Source organism: Mycobacterium sp., from assembly GCF_035506235.1.
In the GTDB taxonomy this organism is placed as follows: Bacteria; Actinomycetota; Actinomycetes; order Mycobacteriales; family Mycobacteriaceae; genus Mycobacterium.
In genome coordinates this window covers 1-20762 of the sequence record NZ_DATJPU010000163.1, presented here as the reverse complement: position 1 = coordinate 20762, position 20762 = coordinate 1, and the positions used below count along the sequence as shown (strand labels likewise).

The window sequence follows — 20762 nt, the reverse complement described above, 5'->3', positions numbered from 1 at the left end:
CCGGCGCGGGCGACTAGCCGCCCGCAGTCGCCCGCATTGCCTCCACGTCCTGCTTGATCGCCGCGATCGCGTCGACCGGTGTGAGGTCCTGGCCCTGGCTGTTCTGACCGAGTTGCGGCCAGCCTGCGCCGTCGGGCCCGCGCAGTTGGTCCCAGATGTCACGGACCTTGCTCAACAGTTCGGCTTGCTCGGCGTCGGTGAGTGCCATCAACCATCCTCCGTTCGTACTGATGCCGCACGCGGCGGCAAACTCTTGCGGTGTCAGCCCATCGGCGGAGTTCATGTCGCAGTTGCCGAACGGTGGACACCCCTGGGGCAGATTCGGGCTGAAGCCCGTGCCGTCGGTGTACTGATGCGCGACTTGGCCCGGGAGGTCCGGGTTGGAGCCGTAGCCGGCCCCGATGACCCGCAAGCCCCCGGGCCGCATCCGCCACATATTGGAGAAGTCATAAGCGTTGGCGTAACCGATGATTCGTGCGGGATCACCGGCATAGTCGGCCAGGTTGCCGTACAACGCGTTGATCCAGCTCGAACCGTCCCCGGGCGGGTTGCCGCCCGATTCCACGTCGAGCATCAGCGCGACGCGCGGATGCAAGCCGCCGCCGGCATCGATCATCGCGCGCACCGTGTTGGCGTTGTCCAGCCAATCGGGCCGCACATAGGTGTAGACGATCCCGAAGGTCATTCGTCCGCTGTCCAAAGCGCCGCGCATCCAGGCATAGTTGGCCGCGAAGTTGTGATCTTGATAGGTTCCGTCACAGACGCGGATCGAAAGCACCTGGTACGGATACGAATCATTCACGGGCACTTGGAATTCGGAGACGTCAGCGAACAGGGTGTCAGCCACGACAGCTCGCTTCGAGCGTTTCCTTGGGCGCGATGCACATCAATCCCCCTTTACCGCAACGCCACTCGCCATGCTACAGATTCGGCTCGAAACGGTACTGTCGCGTCATGGGGGATCGGCCCGCCCGGGTGAGCGACGTGCATCGGATCGCTGCGTCGATGCCGTTCGTGAAGCGCCTGGCGGGCCCGAAGGGCAACCCGATTTATCAGGTGGGCGGAAAGTCCTTCGTGTTCTTCCGCACTCCCCAGCCCGACGCGACCGATCCGGACACCGGCGAACGCCATGCCGACGTGATCATGCTCTGGGTGGAGTCGGAAAGCGACAAGCTGGCGCTCACCCAGGATCCCGCGTCGCCGTTCTTCACCACGAGCCATTTCGACGGGCACCCCTCCGTGCTGGTGCGCGCCAGCCGATTGTCCGAGATTACGACGCAGGAATTGGCCGAGTTGATTCAGGACGCGTGGCTGTCGCGGGCCTCCAAGAGGCGGGCGGCGGCGTGGCTGGCGGAGCATTCCTAGCGTGAGCAGCGGCGCCGGACGGCCGGTGGTCGCGCATGTTTGGACATGAGTCGAACGGGTAACGCTAGGCCCACGAGAAATTTCTCGAACACAATGGAGGTCACCATGCGTGGCAGCGGTGTGATCGGCGCGATTGTCCTGGTGTGGCTACTCATCGGAGTATTCGCGGCGTACCAGCGCGACTACTTCAAGGGTGATTCAACAAATTGTGTCACGGCGGGAAACATCGCGTTGACAATAATCGCGGGGCCCTTGAATTACGCGGGCGTCAACCCGAAAGTCAAGGATTGCCATGTACCGCAGCCCAGTTCAATGTCCAGTGGTCTGGAACCCCTCACACAAAGGAAGTTGTCATGATTATTCTCGGTATCGTCTTGCTCATTCTCGGATTCGTATTCGGCATCCATCTGCTGTGGGTGCTCGGCATCATCTTGCTCGTCATCGGTGCGGTTCTGTGGATCATGGGATCGGCCGGCCGGCCGGTCGCGGGCAGGCGCTATTGGTATTAGCCCGGCGCCGGGATACCGGATCGCGTGACCGCCCGGCGGTCACGCGATCTTTTCACAGGATACGCATAGCAATGGCATAGCGTCGGCCCAGTCGGCCGCGGATACTGGAACTTGTGACACAGTCCCGAGCGTCGGTAGAGCGGGTTGTGATGTGTCGTGCCGACGGTAACCCGATCAATGTGCTCGTCGTTGACGACGAAGCGGTTTTGGCCGAAATGGTGTCCATGGCGCTGCGGTACGAGGGCTGGAACATCTCCACCGCCGGCGACGGATCGTCGGCCATCTCCGCGGCCAGGGCGCAACGGCCCGATGTGGTCGTTCTCGATGTCATGCTGCCCGATATGAGCGGGCTCGACGTGCTGCACAAACTCCGCGGGGAGAACCCGCAACTGCCGGTGCTGCTGCTGACGGCGAAGGATGCGGTGGAAGACCGCATCGCCGGGCTGACGGCGGGCGGCGACGACTATGTGACCAAACCCTTCAGCATCGAGGAGGTCGTGCTGCGGTTGCGGGCGCTTCTCCGGCGTACCGGGGTCACGACGGTGGACAGCGGGGCGCAGCTGGTGGTCGGGGACTTGGTCCTGGACGAGGACAGCCACGAGGTCGCACGCGCGGGCGAGCCAATCTCGTTGACCTCCACCGAGTTCGAGCTGCTGCGCTTCATGATGCGCAACTCCAAGCGGGTGTTGAGCAAGGCCCAGATCCTGGACCGGGTGTGGAGCTACGACTTCGGCGGCCGGTCGAACATCGTCGAGCTCTACATTTCCTACCTGCGCAAGAAGATCGACAACGGTCGCGAACCCATGATCCATACGCTGCGCGGCGCGGGCTATGTCCTCAAGCCGGCCCGCTAGGACACGGCGGGTCTGGTCACTTCGGCTTCGGCTGTTGGTCGGCCAGGTCGTCGTTCTCGCGGTCGTCTGCCTCGGCATCACCGCGGCGACCGAACTGGCGCTGCTGCACCACCTGGTGGCGCAGCTCGACGGGCAACTCGCCGGGACTTCCTACCGGTCGGCGCTGATGTACCCGGAACCGAAACGTCCGGGCTGGCATCATGAGTCGCATTTCTACTATCCGCGGCCGGGTCCGGGCCCGCGCTTCCTCGACGCCCCGGGCCAGCCTGCCGGCATGGTCGCCGCGGTGATCAGCAACGGCAAGAGCGTCGACGCCGGATACCTGACCAGCGTCGGGTCGCGGGCCGCGCTGAGCCCGGCCGCGCAAACGCAACTGGAACACATCGCCGGCAGCCGCAAGCCGGTGACGCTCGACCTCGACGAACTCGGTCGCTATCGCGTCGTCGCCGCCCCGAGCCGCAGCGGCGGGGACGTCATCGTCACCGGCCTGTCCATGTCCAACGTCGACGCCACGATGGTGCGGATGCTGGTCATCCTCGGCATCGTCACCGTGATCGCACTGGTTGCCGCGACCACCGCGGGCGTCGTCATCATCAGGAAGGCGCTCGCGCCGCTGCGCCGCGTCGCCCAGACCGCGAGCGAGGTCGTCGAACTTCCGTTGGACCGCGGCGAGGTCGAGCTTCCGGTGCGGGTGGCCGAGGCCGACGCGAACCCGTCCACCGAGGTGGGTCAGCTCGGGTCGGCGCTGAACCGGATGCTCGACCACATCGCGGCCGCGCTGTCCGCGCGGCAGGCCAGCGAGACCAGGGTTCGCCAGTTCGTCGCCGACGCCAGTCACGAACTGCGCACACCGCTCGCCGCGATCCGCGGCTACACCGAGCTCACCCAGCGGATGGGCGACGACCGCGAGGCCGTGGCGCACGCGATGAGCCGGGTGGCATCCGAGACGGAGCGCATCACACGCCTCGTCGAGGACCTGCTGCTGCTGGCCCGCCTCGACTCCGGCCGGCCGCTGGAACGCGAACCGGTGGATCTGTCCCGGTTGGCGGTCGACGCGGTCAGCGACGCGCACGTCGCCGGGCCGGACCATCAGTGGCAGCTTGACCTGCCCGAGGAACCCGTGGTCGTCACCGGCGATGCGGCGCGGCTGCACCAGGTGTTGACGAACCTGCTCGCCAACGCCCGCGTCCACACCGCCGCGGGCACCGTCGTGACGACGCGCTTGAGCACCGAGCCGACGCATACCCTGCTGCAGGTCATCGACAACGGGCCGGGCATCCCGGCGGCGCTGCAATCCGAGGTCTTCGAGCGGTTCGCCCGCGGCGACTCCTCGCGTTCCCGAAAGGGCGGCAGCACCGGGCTGGGACTGGCGATCGTCTCGGCTGTCGTCAGGGCGCACAACGGGACGATCACGGTCAACAGCTCACCGGGCCACACGGAGTTCACGGTGCGGTTGCCACTCAACGGGTGGCAACCGCCCGCATCCAATAGTTAGGTCACCAAGTCAGGAACACGTCGCGTCGATCTCGAACGGCTTGTTCACCGGCTGCGTCGGGTTGGCCATGTCCACGCCGGTGGCGGTGCCGGTGACTTTGTAGGTGTTGCCGTCCTTGGTCGCCGAGGCGTTGCCCTGACCCCCCTGCGCGTACTGAAGGGTCACACCGTTGACGTTGCCGAGCTGGACTGCGGTCACCGCGGGCGGATTAGCGTCGGTGAGCACCACGCTGATGCCGGTGTTGCTTCCACCGACCGCGATGTTGACGTTGCCGCCTGACTTGGTGCAGACAGTACTGCCCTGGACGTTCTGGTCCTTGCCGTCGATGATGACCTTCGTCGTGCCGCCGGTGCTTGCCGTGGCGCCGCCACCACTGGCCGTCGTTCCCTTGTTGCTCGAACACCCCGCAATACCCGCGGCCAGAATGGCCGCTCCAGCCGCCGCGACAGTCAGTCCACGCTTCACCTGTTTGTTCTCCTTTGCCCGATTATTGCGGTCCTCAGCATACAGAACCGTCAAGGCAGTATGCGGGTTTGCCGTGCGCCATAGAAGAGGTTCGGAGGAAATTCTTGTCGAGCGCCGAAAGCCGTCGCCTGCTCTTTGCCCGACGACCGGTCAGATGTCTTCTTTCCGTTCGTTCCGGGTTCGGCGCATTAATGGCAATGTATTCCCGGTGGAACACAAGCCCCCTACCGCCGTCATCGCGTCGGCCCACGGCGACCACGCCCTGCCACTGGATGACACAAGGGACTTCGATGACGCCGATCGCGGGTTCATCGCGGCCCTATCACCGTGCGTCATCAAGGCGGCCGACGGCCGCGTGGTGTGGGACAACGACGCCTACTCCTTCCTCGGCGGCGCCGCGCCGGCGTCCGTGCACCCCAGCCTGTGGCGGCAGTCGACCCTGGCCGCCAAGCAAGGTCTCTACGAAGTGGTGCCGGGCATCTATCAGGTCCGCGGCTTCGACATCTCGAACGTCACCTTCGTCGAGGGCGACACCGGCGTCATCGTCATCGATCCGCTGATCTCCACCGAGGTGGCCGCGGCGGCGCTGGCCCTGTACCGCACCCACCGCGGCGGTGACCGTCCCGTCGTCGCGGTGATCTACACCCACAGCCACGTCGACCATTTCGGCGGCGTGCTGGGCGTGACGTCCCAGGCCGACGTGGACAGCGGAGCGGTGGCGGTGCTGGCCCCGGACGGCTTCGTCGAGCACGCCGTCCAGGAGAACGTCTACGCCGGTCCGGCGATGACGCGCAGGGCGACCTACATGTACGGCACCCTGTTGCCGCGCGGGCCCCTGGACCAGGTGGGCTGCGGGCTTGGCCAAGCCCCCTCCACTGGCGAGGTGGCCGTCATCGTCCCGACCGTCGACATCCGGGAGACCGGCGAGAGGCACACCATCGACGGCGTGGAGATGGAATTCCAGATGGCGCCCGGCACCGAGGCGCCCGCCGAAATGCATTTCTATTTCCCGCGTTTCCGCGCGTTGTGCATGGCCGAGAACGCCACCCACAACCTGCACAACCTGCTGACGCTGCGCGGCGCGTTGGTGCGCGACCCGCACGCCTGGTCGGGGTACCTCACCGAGGCGATACACACCTTTGCCGACCGCGCCGACGTGGTGTTCGCTTCCCACCACTGGCCGACCTGGGGACGAGACCGCATCGTCGAATTCCTTTCGCTGCAACGCGATATGTACGCCTACCTGCACGACCAGACCCTGCGGTTGCTCAACAAGGGCCACACCGGCGTCGAGATCGCCGAGATGTTCCAGATGCCACCCGCGCTGGAGCGGGCCTGGCACACCCACGGGTACTACGGCTCGGTCAGCCACAACGTGAAGGCCGTCTACCAGCGGTACATGGGTTGGTTCGACGGCAATCCCGGCCGGCTGTGGCCCCATCCGCCGGAGGCCCTGGCCCCTCGCTACGTCGACGCGATGGGCGGCATGGACCGGGTTGTCGAGCACGCCCGGGCGGCGTTCGACTCCGGCGACTTCCGCTGGGCCGCAACGCTGCTCGATCACGCGGTCTTCACCGACAGCGATCACGCGGCCGCCCGTGCGCTGTATGCCGATACCCTCGAGCAACTCGGTTACGGCGCCGAGAACGCAACCTGGCGCAACTTCTTCATGAGCGGCGCAACCGAGTTGCGTGACGGCAACTTCGGCACCGCCGTCACCGCCACGTCGATGTCGATGCTCAACCAGCTGACGCCCGAGCAGATCTTCGACAGCTTCGCGCTGCGGGTCGATGGGCCGCGCAGCTGGGACCTCGACATCGCCCTCGACATCTCGTTCGCCGACCTGGCCGCCAACTATCGGCTCACGCTGCGCAACGGGGTGCTCGTCTATCGCAAGGTCGCCGCCGACGCGGCGACGTCAAATGTTTCGGTCAGGCTGGACAGGAAGTTTCGGCTGCTGACGGCGGCAATGGGTGACTTCACCTCACCCGGGCTGGACATCTCCGGCGACCAGGCCGCGCTGCAGACGTTCCTGGGTGTCCTCGACGAGCCGGACCAGAACTTCAACATCGTCACGCCGTAAAGGCCCAATTGTCAATTCAGTAACCACAAGTCGGGTGTGTGGCTTTTTTGCCCGCCTCACAGCGACAACGCGGATCGACACGAAGCAGATTGTCGCTCAGAGGTGGGCATCTCGAACATCGGTGCTCGCCCGGAAGCGCATGCGGCAGAAGTGATTGGGCCACGTCAGATGACGTCGATGACAGCCTTGCCCAAAACCTTACGCTCGGCCACATGCCGCAAGGCGGCCGGGGTTTCGGACAGCGGGAAGCGCGCGCCGATATAAGGCCGCACGGTGCCGGCGGCGAACATCCGCTCCAGGTCGGCCATGTCGCGCGCAGCGTCCTCGGGCCGATCGGCCATGAAGGTGCGGATCTCCATGCCGCGGATGGTGATTCCCTTGAGCAGGACCAGGTTCAGCGGGATCGACGGGATGGCACCCGCGGCGTAGCCGAGGGTGATGAAGGTGCCGCCGCGGGCCAGACCGCGCAGCGCGGGCTCGGCGTAGGAGCCGCCGACGGGGTCGAGGACCACGCGGGCGGCGTCGCCGGTGAGCTCGCGGATGCGCGTTTTGAGGTCTTCGCGGTCGTAGTCGACGGTCGCCTCGGCCCCGCGCCGCCGGCACAGCTCGAGCTTCTCCGGGCTGGACGCCGCGGCCAGCACCCGCGCCTTCATCGCCACCGCCAGATCGACGGCGGCCAGCCCGACGCCGCCGGCAGCGCCCAGGACCACCACCCAATCGCCTTGCGCGACTTGGGCGATCGACCGCAGTGAGTGGTACGCCGTACGGTACGTGACGCCAAACGCCGCGGCGGACGCAAAGTCGGCGCCGTCCGGGATGGGCGCCACCGATGCCGCGTCGAGCAGCGCCCGCTCCGCGAACGCCCCGGTCGGCGTGGTGGCGAAGACCCGCTGGCCCGCATGAAACGGCGCGCCAGCTCCGACGGATAGCACTTCACCGGCCAGCTCGCTGCCCGGGACGAACGGCACCGGGATCTTGACCTGGTACCTGCCGGCGATCAACAGCACATCGGGGAAGTTGACCGCAGCGGCGTGCACGCGAACCACCACCTGGCCCGGCCCGGGCAGCGGGTCGGGGAGGTCGTCGATCACCAACTCCTCGGGTATGCCATGGGAGCGGCAGACTACGGCCCGCATCAGCCGACGCCCAGGCCGCGCAGGCAGAACCCCACCAGGTGCGCGATGTCGTCGGGTTCGGGCCGGTCGGCCGAACCGACATATCGCCGCATGGCCGCCGCGGTGCAGCAGAACACCGCCTCGACGTCGCGTTCGACATCGGTGCTGCCAAGCGCCGCAACGGGTTCGGTCAGAAGATCCCGGAGCGGTCGCAGCATCTCCTGGTCGGCCATTCGCCAGTTGGTGGCCGCCGACATCTGCCCGGCCGCCGCGCGGCTCATGCTGATCAGGTGCGGGTCGGCGACCTGAGCCAGCGTGCCCTCGACCCAGCGCGCGACCTTGTCCCGGGGGCGGGATTCCTTGGCCATCTGGTGCTGCAGGTAGGACACCACGATCGCGACGCCGCGTTCCATGACCGCGAGGATGAGATCGTCCTTGCCAGCGAAATACCGGTAGAACGCCTTGTTCGACGAGCCGGCCTCGGCGACGATGTCGCTGACCCGGGGCGCCTCGGGCGCGGCCCGTTCCATCACCCGCACCGCGGCGGCCAGGATGCGTTCGACCTCCTCGGTTGCCCCGCGCTGACGGTCGTCGAGGGCCCGCTCGACCGCCGCGGCGACTCGGCTATTGGTCTTGCTAGTTGTCAACGAGCTCACCGTATTTGGCGCGGGCCGCCGCGCGCCGGACGTCCAGCATCTCGCTGGGCCAGTCCCCGCCCTCGGCCTCGTAGCCCTTGAGGAGCATCCGCGCCAGGTTCACCTTGTGCGCCTCGGTCGGCCCGTCGGCCAGGCCGAGCGCGATGCCGCCGAGCAACACGTTGACCAGTGGCAGTTGGTCGGTGAGCCCCAGGGCGCCGTGAACCTGAATCGCGCGCAGCGCAATCGATTTCAGCACCTGTGAGGCCAGGACCTTGCAGGCCGCGATCTCGGAGCGGGCGGCACGCTCGTCGCCGTTGTCGATCAGCCAGGCGGCGTGCAGGACGGTCAGCCGGAACGGCAACAGCTCGGTATAAGAGTCCGCGACGAACTCCTGCACCAACTGCTTGTCGGCCAGCGAACTGCCCTGGGTGAAGCGGCTTTTCGCCCGCCGGGACATCATCTCGACCGCGCGCTGGGCCATCCCGATCGAGCGCATCGCGTGATGCAACCGCCCGCCGGCGAGGCGGGTCTGCAATATCAGGAAGCCCTGGCCCGGCTCGCCGAGCAAAGCCTCGGAAGGCAACCGCACCCCCTCGTAGCGCACCAGGGAGTGCCCGGGTTCGTGTGGGTCCGCGCCGACGAGGTGGTGGGTGGCTTCCACGGTCAGCCCCGGGGTCCCGGCCGGGACGAGGAATGTCGACGCGCCCTGGTGAACGGGCACGTCGGGGTCGGTGATCGCCACCACGATGAAGAAGGAGGCAACGGACGCGTTGGAGGAGAAGTACTTTCGGCCCGTGATGACCCAGTCGGCACCGTCCCGTTCAGCCCGAGTGGTGAAGACCCGGGGATCGGCGCCACCTTGCGGCTCGGTCATCGAGAAGCACGAGAATATCTCCCCGGACAGCAGCCCGGCCAGGTAGCGGTCCTTCTGATCCTGGGTTCCGAAGCGCGCGATGATCTCGGCGTTGCCCGTGTCGGGCGCCTGTGTTCCGAACACGATCGGCGCCCACGGGCTGCGGCCCAAGATCTCATTGATCAACGTGAGCTTGACCGCGCCGAAGCCCTGGCCGCCCAGATCCGGGCCCAAATGCGGTGCCCACAAGCCGTTTTCGCGCACCTGCTGCTTGAGTGGATCCACAATGCGGCGCCGCTCCTCGTTGAGCGGCAGGAACTCGCAACCGGGGAACAGCACCTCGAGCGGCTCCACCTCCTCGCGCACGAATTCCCGGATCCAGTCCAGCTTCTTCTCGAACTCCGGTTCGGTGGAGAAGTCCCACGGCATCTCGAATACTCCTACTCGTTCATTGGTGGCGACCAGCTGCGTCAGGGGATCCCGCCGTCGGCGCGCAGGATCGAGCCGGTGGTGAAACTGGACGCGTCGGAAGCCAGAAAAAGTGCGGCGCCGACGATTTCGCGTGGGTCACCTGCGCGCTGCAACGCCAGATGGCCGAACGGCTTGCCCTCGGCACGGTCGAGATTCCACGCCTTGCTGACGTCGGTGAGAAACGGTCCCGCCATCAACGTGTTCACCCGCACCGCCGGGCCGAACGCCTTCGCCAACGCTTCGGTCATGGAATTGAGCCCGGCTTTGGCCGCGGCATACGGGATGATGTCGGGGGCCGGCCGCAGCGATCCGGCGGTACTGACGTTGATGATGGAACCGCGCCCGGCGGCCACCATTCGCTCGCCGACCAAGGCGGATAATCGGAACGGCCCCTTGAGGTTCAGGTTGAGCACCGCGTCGAACAGCTTCTCGGTGACATCGGTCAGCTTGTCGTACAGCGGTGACATGCCCGCGTTGTTGATCAATGCGTCGATCTTGCCGAACCGCTCATAGGCCGCATCGACCAGGCCGTCGAGCTGTTCCCAGCGCCCCACGTGCACCTGATAGGGCATGGCGGAGCGCCCGGTCTCGGCCTCGATCTGTTCGGCGGTGGCCACGCAGTTGTCGATGTTGCGGCTGGCGATCACCACGTCGGCACCGCAGCGCGCGACGCCGAACGCCATCTCGCGCCCAAGGCCGCGGCTGCCGCCGGTGATCAGCACCACCCGGTCGCTGAGGTCGAAAAGCCTGTCGGCATAGCCCATTTCAGCGCGCCCTGGCCAGCTCGGCCGCGGTGGCGATCAGCCGCGGGATCATCGCCCCGAAGGCGTCTTGGATCTTGGGGTCCACCCCTCCTTTTCCGGCCCCCATACGCACCCCCGTTGCGTAGGTCTTTTCCAGCACGATGCCCAGTTTCCAGTTGGCCAGGACCAGGTAGTAGTCGATGTTCTCGGTGGAAAGCCCGCTGACTTCCTCGTAGTGCCGGAGCAACTCGCTGCGCGTCGGCATGCCTCGCATGTCCAGATAGAAGCCGTCGGTGCTCGGCTCCTCGCCGTCGTAGCCCAGCAGCGCCCACGCCAAATCCAGCAGCGGGTCGCCGACCGTCGTCATTTCCCAGTCCACGATCGCGGCCAGCCGCGCCGGCGCGCCGTGCGCGAACATCACGTTGGCGAACTGGTAGTCGCCGTGCATGATGCCGGGCTGGTAGCTCGTGGGTCGGTTGCTGCGCAGCCAGTCGGCGGCCTCGTCCAGTCCGGGCAGCTCGCGCACCTTGTAGGCGTCGAGGAACGTCAGCCACCGATCGACCTGGCGTTCGTGGAATCCGTCCGGGCGGCCGAACCCTTCGAGCCCCTGCGCGCGCCAATCCACCCGGCCCAGCTTCGCCGCGCCCTCGACGAGTTGGAAGGCCAGGTCGCGACGGGCGCTCAGGTCGGTGTCGAACGGCGCCTGCCACCCGCCGTCCATCGGGCTCCACCCGTTGATCGCCTGCATCACGTAGAACGGCATGCCCAGCACGGCGCCGGTGTCGTCGGCGGCGATCAGGGCCGCGTGCGGGACGTCGGTCCCCGACAGCGCGCGGACCAACCGGATCTCCCGCAGCAAGCCGTCGATGCGGGCCGCGTCGGCGCGAGCGCCGGGCATCCGCAGCACCATCCGCTGCCCGCCCCGCTCGATCAGATAGAGGGTGTTCTGCGAACCGCCCTTCAGGAGTTCCAGCACCGGTTGCTCGCCGCCGCCCGGTGCGTCGTTCGCGTCCAGCCAGCGGGCAAGAACGCCCGCGTCCAATCCCGTTTCGCTGACACTAGTCATCGGCTGCACACCCCGCTCTCCGCGCAGAGAATAGCATTCTCTGCGGCTCTGGGAAGTGCCGCCGCGTCATTGCCCGGGCTTGTGTGCGCTGAGCAGGAAGCCGGGAGCCAAGAAGTGGCCCTCGTCGTCGTGCTGGACGTCCGGCACCGAACCGCCCACAGCCCCGAGAGCGCCGGCGTTGCCATAGAGCTTCGCGGGGCGGACGTCCTCGACTTCCCATTGCTCCGCGACGGCGTCGCGCAACTCGGCTTCGGTGAGCCCGCGCGGGCCGGGCCGGTCGCCCTGGTGGCCCAGAGCCCCGGCGGCGAAGGCCAGGATGTACAACGCCGCGCCCGGCGCGGCGGCCCGAAGGATCGACTGCAGGTAGTCCTGCCGCTGCTCGGGCCGCAGCACGTGGAATAGTCCGCTGTCCAGGATCGTCGAGAAGCGCCCGTCATAGCCCCGGAACGCGGTGACGTCGGCCTGCGCGAAGGTCGCCGTCGTCAGCCCTCGTTCGGCGGCGGCCGTCGTCGCGGCGGCGACCGCAGTCGCGCTGGCGTCCAGGCCGACGACCGTGTAGCCGAGCGCCGCGAGCGCAAGCGATAGCTCGGCGTGGCCGCAGCCGGCGTCCAGGACATCGCTGCAGACCTTCCCCTGATCGATCAACGCCGCCAGCTCGGGCTGGGGCCGGCCGATGCTCCAGGGAGGCGGTGTGTCCTGCCGGTAGGCGGCGTCCCAATCCATGCCCGGCTGGGTCATCTCTCCTCCTCGTGGGTCGCGATGAGAAACTGGCGCTGCCCACAATCCGACGACGGGAACAAACATGCAAGTGCTGTTGGTCCGGCACGCGTTACCGCTGCGCAGCGAGCACGGCGAGGGCTCCGACCCGGACTTGTCGGAGGAGGGGTTGGCACAGGTGAGACGCCTGCCCGAGGCGCTCGCCAGGTTCCCGATATCGCGGGTGGTGAGCAGCCCGCAGCGGCGCGCCATCCAGACCGCCGAACCCGTCGCGGCGGCCCGCGAGCTGAGTGTCGAGATCGACCATCGGTTCGCGGAATACGACCGCGATCTTCCCGTCTACATCCCCGTCGAGCAGATCAAGGCGGAAAGACCGCAGGAGTGGGCGCGCTTGGCCCAGGGGCATCTGCCGAGCGCGGTCGACGCGGGCGCGTTTCGGGCGCGCGTCCGCGCGGCGGTCGACGACCTGGTCGCCGCCGCCGATCCGGAGGACACGGTCGCGGTGTTCAGCCACGGCGGCGTGATCAACGTGCTGCTGCACGAGATCCTGGGCACGGCCCGGTTGCTGTCCTTTCCCGTCGACTACGCGTCGGTGACCCGGCTGTTGTTCTCGCGGTCCGGCGAGGCGACGGTGGCCGGGGTCAACGCGGTCGAGCACGTGTGGGACCTGTTGCCCCGAAACCAGCGGTGATGAACTTGCCCCAACTTCGCGGTGGTAAACAAGTTCGAGTGGACCGACTCGAAGGGCTCGACCTGGCCTCGCTGGACCGGTATCTGCGCTCGCTCGGGATCGGCCGCGACGGCGAGTTGCGGGGCGAGTTCATCTCCGGTGGCCGCTCGAACCTGACGTTCCGGGTGTACGACGACGCGACCAGCTGGCTGGTGCGGCGCCCCCCGCTGCACGGGCTGACGCCGTCGGCACACGATATGGCCCGCGAATACAGGGTGGTCGCCGCGCTGCAGGACACGCCCGTTCCCGTGGCGCGCACGATCGCGCTGTGCGAGGACGACTCGGTGCTGGGCGCGCCGTTCCAGATCGTCGAATTCGTCGCCGGGCAGGTGGTGCGCCGGCGCGCGCAACTCGAAGCGTTCAGCCACACCGTCATCGACGCATGCGTCGACTCCTTGATCCGGGTGCTCGTCGATCTGCACAGCGTCGACCCGAACGCCGTGGGGCTGGCCGACTTTGGCAAGCCCAGCGGTTACCTGGAGCGGCAGGTGCGGCGGTGGGGTTCGCAATGGGAACTGGTGCGGCTGCCCGACGACCACCGCGACACCGACGTCGAGCGATTGCATTCGGGCCTGCGGCAATCAATTCCGCAGCAGAGCCGGACCTCGATCGTGCATGGCGACTACCGGATCGACAACACCATCCTGGACGCCGACGATCCGACGCGGGTTCGCGCCGTCGTGGACTGGGAGCTCTCGACCTTGGGAGACCCACTCAGCGACGCGGCCCTGATGTGCGTCTACCGCGACCCCGCCCTGGACCTGATCGTCAACGCGCAAGCCGCCTGGACGTCGCCGCTGTTGCCGACGGCCGACGAGCTGGCGGACCGCTACTCGCTGGCCGCGGGGTTGCCGCTGGCGCATTGGGAGTTCTACATGGCGCTGGCCTACTTCAAGCTCGCCATCATCGCCGCCGGCATCGACTTCCGCCGGCGGATGTCGGACCTGGCCGGCGGAACAGAGTCCGAGCACACGCCCGAGGTCGTCGCGCCGTTGATTTCCCGCGGACTGGCGGAGCTGGCGAAGCTAACGCCCTAGACCGGGCGGGAAGCCGCCGCGTGATGCTTCTTCGCGACGCGGCGCAGCTGGAGGATCCGTGCGGTCCCGGCCGCCACCGTGATCAGGCCGCCCCCCACGGCGGCCAGCAGAAAGGCGACGCCCAGCGGCAGGCTCCAATGCCAGCTCAAGAACGTAAACCGCGCCGAATCCGTGTTCTGAGCGATGAAGATCAGCATCAGGATCAGGATGAGAAAGCCAACGATCAGGGACGTCCACAGGGCGCCGGCCCGGGTGAATCCGACGGCCGGGTCCTTGGCTGTCGCGCCGGTGCCGGGGGCCGGAGGTGGCGGGGGTGGCGGCGGAGCCGAGGCAGGTGGTTTGTGGCTCATAACGTCATCTTTGTCCCATCCTGGGCAGATTGAAACAAATCCACGCAAAACGCCACCCGCGACCTGCCCCCGGGGACGGCCGCGCCGCGGCGGTTCTGCCGTTAGTGTCGGCGTCATGAGGATGCTGCCGCGCGCGCGCCGCGCGACCGGGCGCGCGGCAGTGTGGCTGGCGACGGTATGCCTGATAGCGGCCTGCAGCAATTCCGACCCGCTGGGGACGGAGGCCCGTAGCCCGAAATCCATCGTGGTCGGGTCGGGCGACTTCCCGGAATCGGAGATCGTCGCCGAAATCTACGCAGAAGCGCTGCAGGCCAACGGCTTTGAGATCGGGCGGCGGATGGGCATCGGCAGCCGGGAGACTTATATCCCTGCGCTGAAAGATCATTCCGTCGACCTGGTCCCCGAGTACATCGGAAACCTGCTGTTGTATTTTGCGCCCAACTCCACCGCCACTATGCTCGGCGACGTCGAGCTGGAGCTCTACAAGCAACTTCCCGGCGACCTGTCGATTCTCACGCCGTCGCCGGCTTCCGACACCGACACGGTCACCGTCACCGCCGGCACCGCCGGCAACTGGAACCTGAAGACAATCGGCGATCTGGCCGCCCACTCGCCCGACGTGCGGTTCGGGGCACCCTCGGCGTTCGAGAACCGGCCGTCCGGCCTACCGGGCCTGCGGCAGAAGTACGGCCTGGCCATCAGTCCGGGGAACTTCGTCGCCATCAACGACGGCGGCGGCGCGGTGACCGTGCGCGCGCTACTGGAGGGAAGGGTGACGGCCGCCAACATCTTCAGCACCTCACCGGCCATCCTGCAAGAACATCTGGTCCCGCTCGAGGATCCCGAGCATAACTTCTTGGCCGGCAACATTGTGCCGCTGGTGAACTCGCAGAAGAAGTCGGACCTGCTCAAAAGCGTGCTGGATGCGGTGTCGGCGAAGCTCACCACCACCGGCATGGCCGGGCTCAACGCCGCGGTGTCGGGAAACTCCGGCATCGATCCGGACCAGGCGGCACGAAACTGGGTGCAGTACAACGGCTTCAGCCATCCGATCGGGCAACGACGTTGATCGTCTTCGATGACGTCAGCAAGGTATTCGCCGACGGGACCGTCGCCGTCGACCGGCTGAGCCTGGTGGCTCCCGATGGCGAATTGACCGTCTTCGTCGGGTCCTCGGGCAGCGGCAAGACCACGGCGCTGCGGATGATCAACCGGATGATCGAGCCGACCTCCGGCACCATCACCGTCGACGGGGCGGACGTCAGAGACGTCAACCCGGTGCGGCTGCGCCTGGGGATCGGCTACGTCATCCAACACGCCGGGCTGATGCCTCATCAGCGCGTGATCGACAACGTCGCAACCGTTCCGGTGCTGAAGGGGCAGTCGCGCCGGGCCGCCCGCCAAGCCGCTTACGAACTGCTCGAACGCGTCGGCCTCGACCCCAAGATCGCCACCCGCTACCCCGCCCAGCTGTCCGGCGGTGAACAACAACGCGTCGGTGTGGCACGCGCGCTTGCCGCGGACCCGCCCATCCTGTTGATGGACGAGCCATTCTCCGCCGTCGACCCGGTGGTCCGGCAGGAGCTGCAGAACGAAATGTTGCGTTTGCAAAGCGAATTGCACAAGACCATCGTTTTCGTGACGCACGACATCGACGAGGCGCTCAGACTGGGCGACCGGATAGCGGTGTTCAAAGGTGGTGTGCTGCAGCAGTACGACGAACCCGCGCAGCTGCTTTCGCGTCCGGCCAACGAATTTGTGGCCAGGTTCATCGGTCTGGGCCGTGGCTACCGATGGCTGCAGCTCATGGACGCAGCCGGGCTGCCGCTGCACGACGTCGAGCGCGTCGCCGCCGACACCCTGCGGGACACCGGCCTTCCCGACGGCTGGGCGGTGGTGGTCGACGACGCGGGCGCCCCCGTGGGCTGGATCGATGCCGAGGGCCTGCGTAAGCACCGCGCCGGCGCGTCGTTGTCCGACAGCATGAGTGGCGTCGGCTCGCTGTTCCACCCGGACGGCAATCTCAGCCACGCGCTCGACGCGGCGCTGTCGTCGCCGTCGGGCGTGGGTGTCGCAGTGGACGACGGGGGCAAGCTCATCGGCGGCGTACTGGCCGCCGACGTGCTGGCCGTGGTGGAAGTCCGCCGCGGGAGTTGACGATGCACTACTTGTTCACCCACCTCGACGACGCCTGGGCCCTGACCGTGGTGCATCTGCGGCTGTCGTTGGTGCCGGTGCTGATCGGGTTGGCGATCGCGGTCCCGGTGGGTATCGCGGTGCAGCGTGCGCCGGTTGCCCGGCGGCTGACGACGGCAACCGCCGCCATCGTGTTCACCATCCCGTCGCTGGCGCTGTTCGTGGCCTTGCCGATGATCATCGGAACCCGGATCCTCGACGAGGCCAATGTCATGGTCGCGCTGACCGCCTACACGTGTGCGCTGCTGGTACGGGCGGTGCTCGAGGCGCTTGACGCGGTGCCCGCCCAGGTGCGCGACGCCGCCACCGCGGTTGGGTATCCGGCGATCAAACGAATGCTGAAAGTCGAGCTGCCGCTGTCGATCCCGGTGTTGGTCGCCGGGTTGCGCGTGGTCGTGGTGACCAATATCGCGATGGTCTCGGTCGGCTCGGTGATCGGCATCGGCGGCCTGGGCACCTGGTTCACCGAGGGCTACCAGACCGACAAGAGCGATCAGATCGTCGCCGGCATCATCGCGCTGTTCGTGCTGGCGACGATCGTCGACGCGCTCATCGTCGTGGCCGGCCGGCTGGCCACGCCCTGGGAGCGCGCCGGGCGCACGCCCCGTCGCCGGTCGGTGGTGGCCCCCACCATGGGCGTGGTGGGCGGCGCGCGATGAACTTCGTCCAACAGGCGCTGTCCTACCTGCTGACCGCCGACAACTGGACCGGTCCGGTCGGGCTGGCGGCGCGCATTGTGGAGCACCTGGAATACACGGCCATCGCGGTGGCTGCGTCCGCGGTGATCGCGGTCCCGATCGGGTTGATCATCGGGCACACCGGTCGCGGCACGCTCCTGGTGGTGGGCGCGGTCAACGGCCTGCGGGCGCTGCCGACGCTGGGCGTGCTGCTGCTGGGGGTGCTGGTGTTCGGGCTGGGCATCGGGCCGCCGCTCGTCGCCCTGATGTTGCTCGGCGTGCCGTCGCTGCTGGCCGGCACCTATGCGGGCATCGCCAATGTCGAGCCGACGGTCGTCGACGCCGCCCGCGCCATGGGCATGACGGAAGCCCAGGTGTTGCTGCGCGTGGAGATACCCATCGGGCTGCCGCTGATCCTGGGCGGGCTGCGCAGCGCGACCCTGCAAGTGGTCGCTACCGCAACGGTGGCCGCCTATGCCAGCCTCGGCGGGCTGGGCCGATACCTCATCGACGGGATCAAGGAGCGCCAATTTCAGCTCGCGCTCGTGGGTGCGCTGATGGTGGCCGCGTTGGCGCTGATCCTCGACGGCCTGCTGGCGTTGGCGGTGTGGGCCGCGGCACCCGGCACCGGTCGGTTACGTGGCCGGGTTGTGGGCGCCCGCGGGGTGGCGCAGCCACGTGACGCCGACCGCACTTGGGGCCAAACCCGCCGCCGTCGGTGGGGACGTCATACGGTAGGAGGGTGAACGCAGCCCCCTCTGATCCAGCCCGGCGCGTGTGGCAGGCGATGTTGACCTGGCGCGCACAGGACGTTTCCCGCATGGAATCGGTGCGAATCCAGGTGTCCGGCAAGCGGATCCGGGCTAATGGGCGCATCGTGGCCGCGGCCACCGCGACCAACCCGGCGTTCGGCGCCTACTACGACCTGCAGACCGACGAGACCGGCGCTACCAAGCGCTTCGGATTGACCGTCACGTTGGCCGAGCGCGAACGTCAGCTCGCCATCGCCCGGGACGAGGAAAACATGTGGTTGGTGACCGACCACCAAGGCGAGCGGCGCGCCGGGTACAACGGTGCCCTCGACGTCGACGTGGTTTTCAGCCCGTTCTTCAACGCGCTGCCGATCCGGCGCCTCGGGCTGCATGAGCGCGCGGAATCGGTCACATTGCCGATGGTCTACGTGAACGTGCCCGACATGTCGGTCACCGCGGCGACGGTGAGCTACACCAGCGAGGGGCGTCTCGACGGGATCAAGTTGCGCTCCCCGGTCGCCGACACCGTGGTGAGCGTCGATGACGAGGGATTCATTCTGGACTATCCCGGCTTGGCAGAGCGGATCTGATCACGCCGCCCGCCCGGCCGGCGGCGGCCAATTCTTCGCGCCAGTTCTCCTCGCCGATGACGATGGTGAAGATGTCCGAGCGCGGGAAGCTGTCGTAACGCGTCCGTGCTGCGTGGCCCGCGTCGATGAGGTCGGCCACTGAGTTATGGCAGGCCAGCGACTCGCGGGCGCGACCGAGTAACTCGATGACCCGGTCGACCCTCGGCAACAGCTGCGCGGAATTGCCCTCGCACATCGCCCGCACCAAGTCCGGGGCGGTGCCCGCTACCCGGGTGCCGTCGCGGAACGAGCCGGCCGCCAGCGCGAAGGCCAGCGGGACCTCCCCGGCGGTGACGGCAAGCGCCTCGGCGAGCAGGTGCGGGAGGTGGGAGATGGCGGCCGCCGCGGCGTCGTGCTCGTCCGATTTGGCCGGCACCACCAGCGCGCCGCAGTCCAGCGCGAGCCGCATCACCATCGACCACACCCGCGGGTCCACATGCTCGTCCACACTGACCACCCACGGGGCCCTGGTGAACAACCCGGCATAGCCGGCGGCCCACCCCGAATCCGCGATCCCCGTCATCGGATGACCGCCGACGAAGCGCTCCAGCAGGCCGGCCGCGGCAACCGCGTCGACCACCGCGCACTTGACGCTGGTGACGTCGGTCAGCGGGCAGTCGGGGGCCAGTTCCCTGATGTGGGCGAGCATGCCCGCCAACGCCGGCATCGGCACGGCCAGGACGATCAACGCGCCGGTGTCGGCGGCACGGGTCAGCGTGTGGGTGAGATCGGTGCTGGCGTCGAAGCCGTCGGCGACCGCCGCGTGCGCGCCCTCCACCGACCGGTTGTAGCCGAACACGTCCCGGCCGGCCGCCCTGGTGGCCCGCATGATCGACCCGCCGATGAGGCCCAGCCCGAGCACGCAAACGGGTGTTTCAGACTGAGGGTGAGCCACAGTCCAAGGTTGGCACAGTCTGGGGGCCGGCGGTGCTCTCGGGTGCCGTCGATCATGTGCGTTCGTCTGCGCTGCGTCTGGTCACAGGGCCTGGTCAGCGACTAGCGTAGGCGCCCATGGGAGCACAGCGGGCCTCGGCGCAAGGCCCGTCCGCGGACACGCCGGACGGCTTCGGTGTTGCGGTCGTGCGCGAAGAGGGCAAGTGGCGCTGTTATGCGATGGCCCCCAAGGCGCTGACGAGCCTCAAGGCGGCCGAGACCGAGCTGCGTGAGCTGCGCAGCTCCGGCGCGGTCTTCGGGCTCCTCGACGTCGACGACGAGTTCTTCGTCATCGTGCGCCCCGGACCGTCGGGGACCCGGCTGCTGCTCTCGGACGCCACCGCCGCGCTGGACTACGACATCGCCGCCGAGGCGCTGGACAACCTCGACGCCGACATCGATCCCGAGGACCTCGAGGACGCGGACCCCTTCGAGGAGGGCGACCTGGGGCTGCTGTCCGATGTCGGACTGCCGGAGGCGGTGCTGGGGGTCATCCTCGACGAGAGCGACCTGTACGCCGACGAGCAATTGGGCCGCATCGCCCGCGAGATGGGCTTCGCCGACGAGCTGTCGGCGGTGATCGACCGCCTCGGTCGGTGATCACCGATCACCGACGAAGATCTGATCCGCGCCGCGCTGTCGGTCGCCGCGACGGCGGGGCCCCGCGACGTGCCGATCGGCGCAGTGATCGTCGACGCCGACGGGACCGAGCTGGCCCGCGCGGTGAATGCCCGTGAGGCGCTTGGGGATCCGACCGCGCACGCCGAGATCCTGGCGATGCGGGCCGCGGCGCAGGTGCTCGGCGACGGGTGGCGGCTAGAGGGCACCACACTCGCGGTGACCGTCGAACCGTGCACCATGTGCGCGGGCGCGCTGGTGCTGGCCCGCATCGCGCGGTTGGTGTTCGGGGCGTGGGAGCCCAAGACGGGAGCGGTCGGATCGCTGTGGGACGTGGTCCGCGACCGTCGGCTCAATCACCGCCCGGAGGTGCGCGGCGGTGTGCTCGCGGAGAAGTGCGCCGCGCCGCTGGAGGCCTTCTTCGCCCGCCAGCGATTGGGGTGACGGAGGAGTGGTTCGGTAAGCT

25 protein-coding genes are annotated in these 20762 nt (G+C 67.8%); 15 read left to right on the top strand and 10 right to left on the bottom strand.

From position 1 onward, the window contains the following. Positions 1 to 13: 13 nt before the first annotated feature. A complete protein-coding gene (locus tag VMD50_RS15700; RefSeq protein WP_325428662.1) occupies positions 14 to 847 on the bottom strand; it encodes a hypothetical protein in 834 nt (277 codons plus the stop codon). A gap of 107 nt (positions 848 to 954) precedes the next feature. Here VMD50_RS15700 and VMD50_RS15695 point away from each other — a divergent pair, with 107 nt between their 5' ends. From VMD50_RS15695 to VMD50_RS15675, 5 genes are all read left to right on the top strand, one after another. Then, entirely contained in the window at positions 955 to 1365 is a 411-nt protein-coding gene (locus tag VMD50_RS15695; protein WP_325428661.1) for an MmcQ/YjbR family DNA-binding protein, read from the top strand. Between the two features lie 93 nt (positions 1366 to 1458). Then, the gene (locus tag VMD50_RS15690; protein ID WP_325428660.1) at positions 1459 to 1722 is read left to right on the top strand and encodes a hypothetical protein; all 264 of its coding nucleotides are present in this window, start codon (positions 1459 to 1461) and stop codon (positions 1720 to 1722) included. Continuing rightward, positions 1719 to 1874 carry a DUF6131 family protein gene (locus VMD50_RS15685; protein WP_325428659.1) on the top strand — a complete coding sequence of 52 codons (156 nt, stop codon included), beginning with the start codon at positions 1719 to 1721 and terminating at the stop codon, positions 1872 to 1874. The genes VMD50_RS15690 and VMD50_RS15685 overlap by 4 nt, the downstream gene beginning before the upstream one ends. A 149-nt stretch (positions 1875 to 2023) precedes the next feature. Next, positions 2024 to 2728: a two-component system response regulator TcrX gene (gene tcrX / locus VMD50_RS15680; RefSeq protein WP_325428658.1), complete on the top strand. Its 705-nt coding sequence runs from the start codon at positions 2024 to 2026 to the stop codon at positions 2726 to 2728. Next, positions 2706 to 4223, top strand: a complete 1518-nt coding sequence (locus VMD50_RS15675) for a sensor histidine kinase (protein WP_325428657.1) — start codon at positions 2706 to 2708, stop codon at positions 4221 to 4223. The genes tcrX and VMD50_RS15675 overlap by 23 nt, the downstream gene beginning before the upstream one ends. 9 nt (positions 4224 to 4232) lie before the next feature. Here VMD50_RS15675 and VMD50_RS15670 read toward each other — a convergent pair whose 3' ends face one another. Further along, positions 4233 to 4688: a lipoprotein LpqH gene (locus tag VMD50_RS15670; protein WP_325428656.1), complete on the bottom strand. Its 456-nt coding sequence runs from the start codon at positions 4686 to 4688 to the stop codon at positions 4233 to 4235. 154 nt (positions 4689 to 4842) lie between these two features. Between VMD50_RS15670 and VMD50_RS15665 the strand changes: the two genes are divergently transcribed. Further along, on the top strand, positions 4843 to 6771 hold the full coding sequence (locus tag VMD50_RS15665; RefSeq protein ID WP_325428655.1) for an alkyl/aryl-sulfatase: 1929 nt from the start codon (positions 4843 to 4845) through the stop codon (positions 6769 to 6771). Between the two features lie 164 nt (positions 6772 to 6935). Here the strand turns inward: VMD50_RS15665 and VMD50_RS15660 are convergent, their stop codons facing one another. The 6 genes from VMD50_RS15660 to VMD50_RS15635 form a co-directional block, all read right to left on the bottom strand. Next, a complete protein-coding gene (locus tag VMD50_RS15660) occupies positions 6936 to 7907 on the bottom strand; it encodes an NADPH:quinone oxidoreductase family protein (protein ID WP_325428654.1) in 972 nt (323 codons plus the stop codon). Then, positions 7907 to 8533, bottom strand: coding sequence for a TetR/AcrR family transcriptional regulator (locus VMD50_RS15655; RefSeq protein WP_325428653.1), 627 nt, complete (start codon positions 8531 to 8533; stop codon positions 7907 to 7909). The genes VMD50_RS15660 and VMD50_RS15655 overlap by 1 nt, the downstream gene beginning before the upstream one ends. After that, positions 8523 to 9806, bottom strand: a complete 1284-nt coding sequence (locus tag VMD50_RS15650; protein WP_325428652.1) for an acyl-CoA dehydrogenase family protein — start codon at positions 9804 to 9806, stop codon at positions 8523 to 8525. The genes VMD50_RS15655 and VMD50_RS15650 overlap by 11 nt, the downstream gene beginning before the upstream one ends. A 41-nt stretch (positions 9807 to 9847) precedes the next feature. After that, a complete protein-coding gene (locus tag VMD50_RS15645; RefSeq protein WP_325428651.1) occupies positions 9848 to 10612 on the bottom strand; it encodes an SDR family NAD(P)-dependent oxidoreductase in 765 nt (254 codons plus the stop codon). A 1-nt stretch (position 10613) separates the two neighbouring features. Next, positions 10614 to 11657: a phosphotransferase family protein gene (locus VMD50_RS15640; RefSeq protein ID WP_325428650.1), complete on the bottom strand. Its 1044-nt coding sequence runs from the start codon at positions 11655 to 11657 to the stop codon at positions 10614 to 10616. 66 nt (positions 11658 to 11723) lie between these two features. Continuing rightward, complete coding sequence (locus VMD50_RS15635) at positions 11724 to 12395, bottom strand: class I SAM-dependent methyltransferase (protein ID WP_325428649.1); 672 nt, start codon at positions 12393 to 12395, stop codon at positions 11724 to 11726. A 64-nt stretch (positions 12396 to 12459) separates the two neighbouring features. On the opposite strand from VMD50_RS15635, the gene VMD50_RS15630 reads away from it, so the two are divergent. Next, positions 12460 to 13065, top strand: a complete 606-nt coding sequence (locus VMD50_RS15630) for a histidine phosphatase family protein (protein WP_325428648.1) — start codon at positions 12460 to 12462, stop codon at positions 13063 to 13065. A 38-nt stretch (positions 13066 to 13103) separates the two neighbouring features. Beyond that, on the top strand, positions 13104 to 14141 hold the full coding sequence (locus VMD50_RS15625) for a phosphotransferase family protein (protein WP_414686083.1): 1038 nt from the start codon (positions 13104 to 13106) through the stop codon (positions 14139 to 14141). Here the strand turns inward: VMD50_RS15625 and VMD50_RS15620 are convergent. Further along, on the bottom strand, positions 14138 to 14491 hold the full coding sequence (locus VMD50_RS15620; protein ID WP_325428646.1) for a LapA family protein: 354 nt from the start codon (positions 14489 to 14491) through the stop codon (positions 14138 to 14140). The genes VMD50_RS15625 and VMD50_RS15620 overlap by 4 nt on opposite strands. A 115-nt stretch (positions 14492 to 14606) precedes the next feature. Between VMD50_RS15620 and VMD50_RS15615 the strand changes: the two genes are divergently transcribed. Genes VMD50_RS15615 through VMD50_RS15595 form a run of 5 tightly spaced genes read left to right on the top strand, consistent with a single transcriptional unit; the run spans position 14607 to position 18706 of the window. Next, the gene (locus VMD50_RS15615) at positions 14607 to 15560 is read left to right on the top strand and encodes an ABC transporter substrate-binding protein (protein WP_325428645.1); all 954 of its coding nucleotides are present in this window, start codon (positions 14607 to 14609) and stop codon (positions 15558 to 15560) included. After that, positions 15557 to 16648: an ABC transporter ATP-binding protein gene (locus VMD50_RS15610; protein ID WP_325428644.1), complete on the top strand. Its 1092-nt coding sequence runs from the start codon at positions 15557 to 15559 to the stop codon at positions 16646 to 16648. The genes VMD50_RS15615 and VMD50_RS15610 overlap by 4 nt, the downstream gene beginning before the upstream one ends. Positions 16649 to 16650: 2 nt before the next feature. Continuing rightward, positions 16651 to 17346 (top strand): ABC transporter permease, encoded by a 696-nt coding sequence (locus VMD50_RS15605; protein ID WP_325428643.1) that lies wholly within the window; start codon positions 16651 to 16653, stop codon positions 17344 to 17346. After that, on the top strand, positions 17343 to 18110 hold the full coding sequence (locus VMD50_RS15600) for an ABC transporter permease (RefSeq protein WP_414686082.1): 768 nt from the start codon (positions 17343 to 17345) through the stop codon (positions 18108 to 18110). Before VMD50_RS15605 ends, VMD50_RS15600 begins: the two co-directional genes overlap by 4 nt. Continuing rightward, a complete protein-coding gene (locus tag VMD50_RS15595) occupies positions 18107 to 18706 on the top strand; it encodes a putative glycolipid-binding domain-containing protein (RefSeq protein ID WP_325428642.1) in 600 nt (199 codons plus the stop codon). Before VMD50_RS15600 ends, VMD50_RS15595 begins: the two co-directional genes overlap by 4 nt. On the opposite strand, the gene VMD50_RS15590 is transcribed toward VMD50_RS15595, so the two are convergent. Continuing rightward, positions 18669 to 19607: a prephenate dehydrogenase gene (locus VMD50_RS15590; protein WP_325428641.1), complete on the bottom strand. Its 939-nt coding sequence runs from the start codon at positions 19605 to 19607 to the stop codon at positions 18669 to 18671. The two genes, VMD50_RS15595 and VMD50_RS15590, sit on opposite strands and share 38 nt — an antisense overlap. A 149-nt stretch (positions 19608 to 19756) precedes the next feature. Here VMD50_RS15590 and VMD50_RS15585 point away from each other — a divergent pair, with 149 nt between their 5' ends. Together VMD50_RS15585 and VMD50_RS15580 are read left to right on the top strand one after the other, a co-directional pair. Further along, the gene (locus VMD50_RS15585) at positions 19757 to 20278 is read left to right on the top strand and encodes a tRNA adenosine deaminase-associated protein (protein WP_325428640.1); all 522 of its coding nucleotides are present in this window, start codon (positions 19757 to 19759) and stop codon (positions 20276 to 20278) included. 6 nt (positions 20279 to 20284) lie between these two features. Then, on the top strand, positions 20285 to 20740 hold the full coding sequence (locus tag VMD50_RS15580; RefSeq protein ID WP_325428672.1) for a nucleoside deaminase: 456 nt from the start codon (positions 20285 to 20287) through the stop codon (positions 20738 to 20740). Positions 20741 to 20762 lie beyond the last annotated feature (22 nt).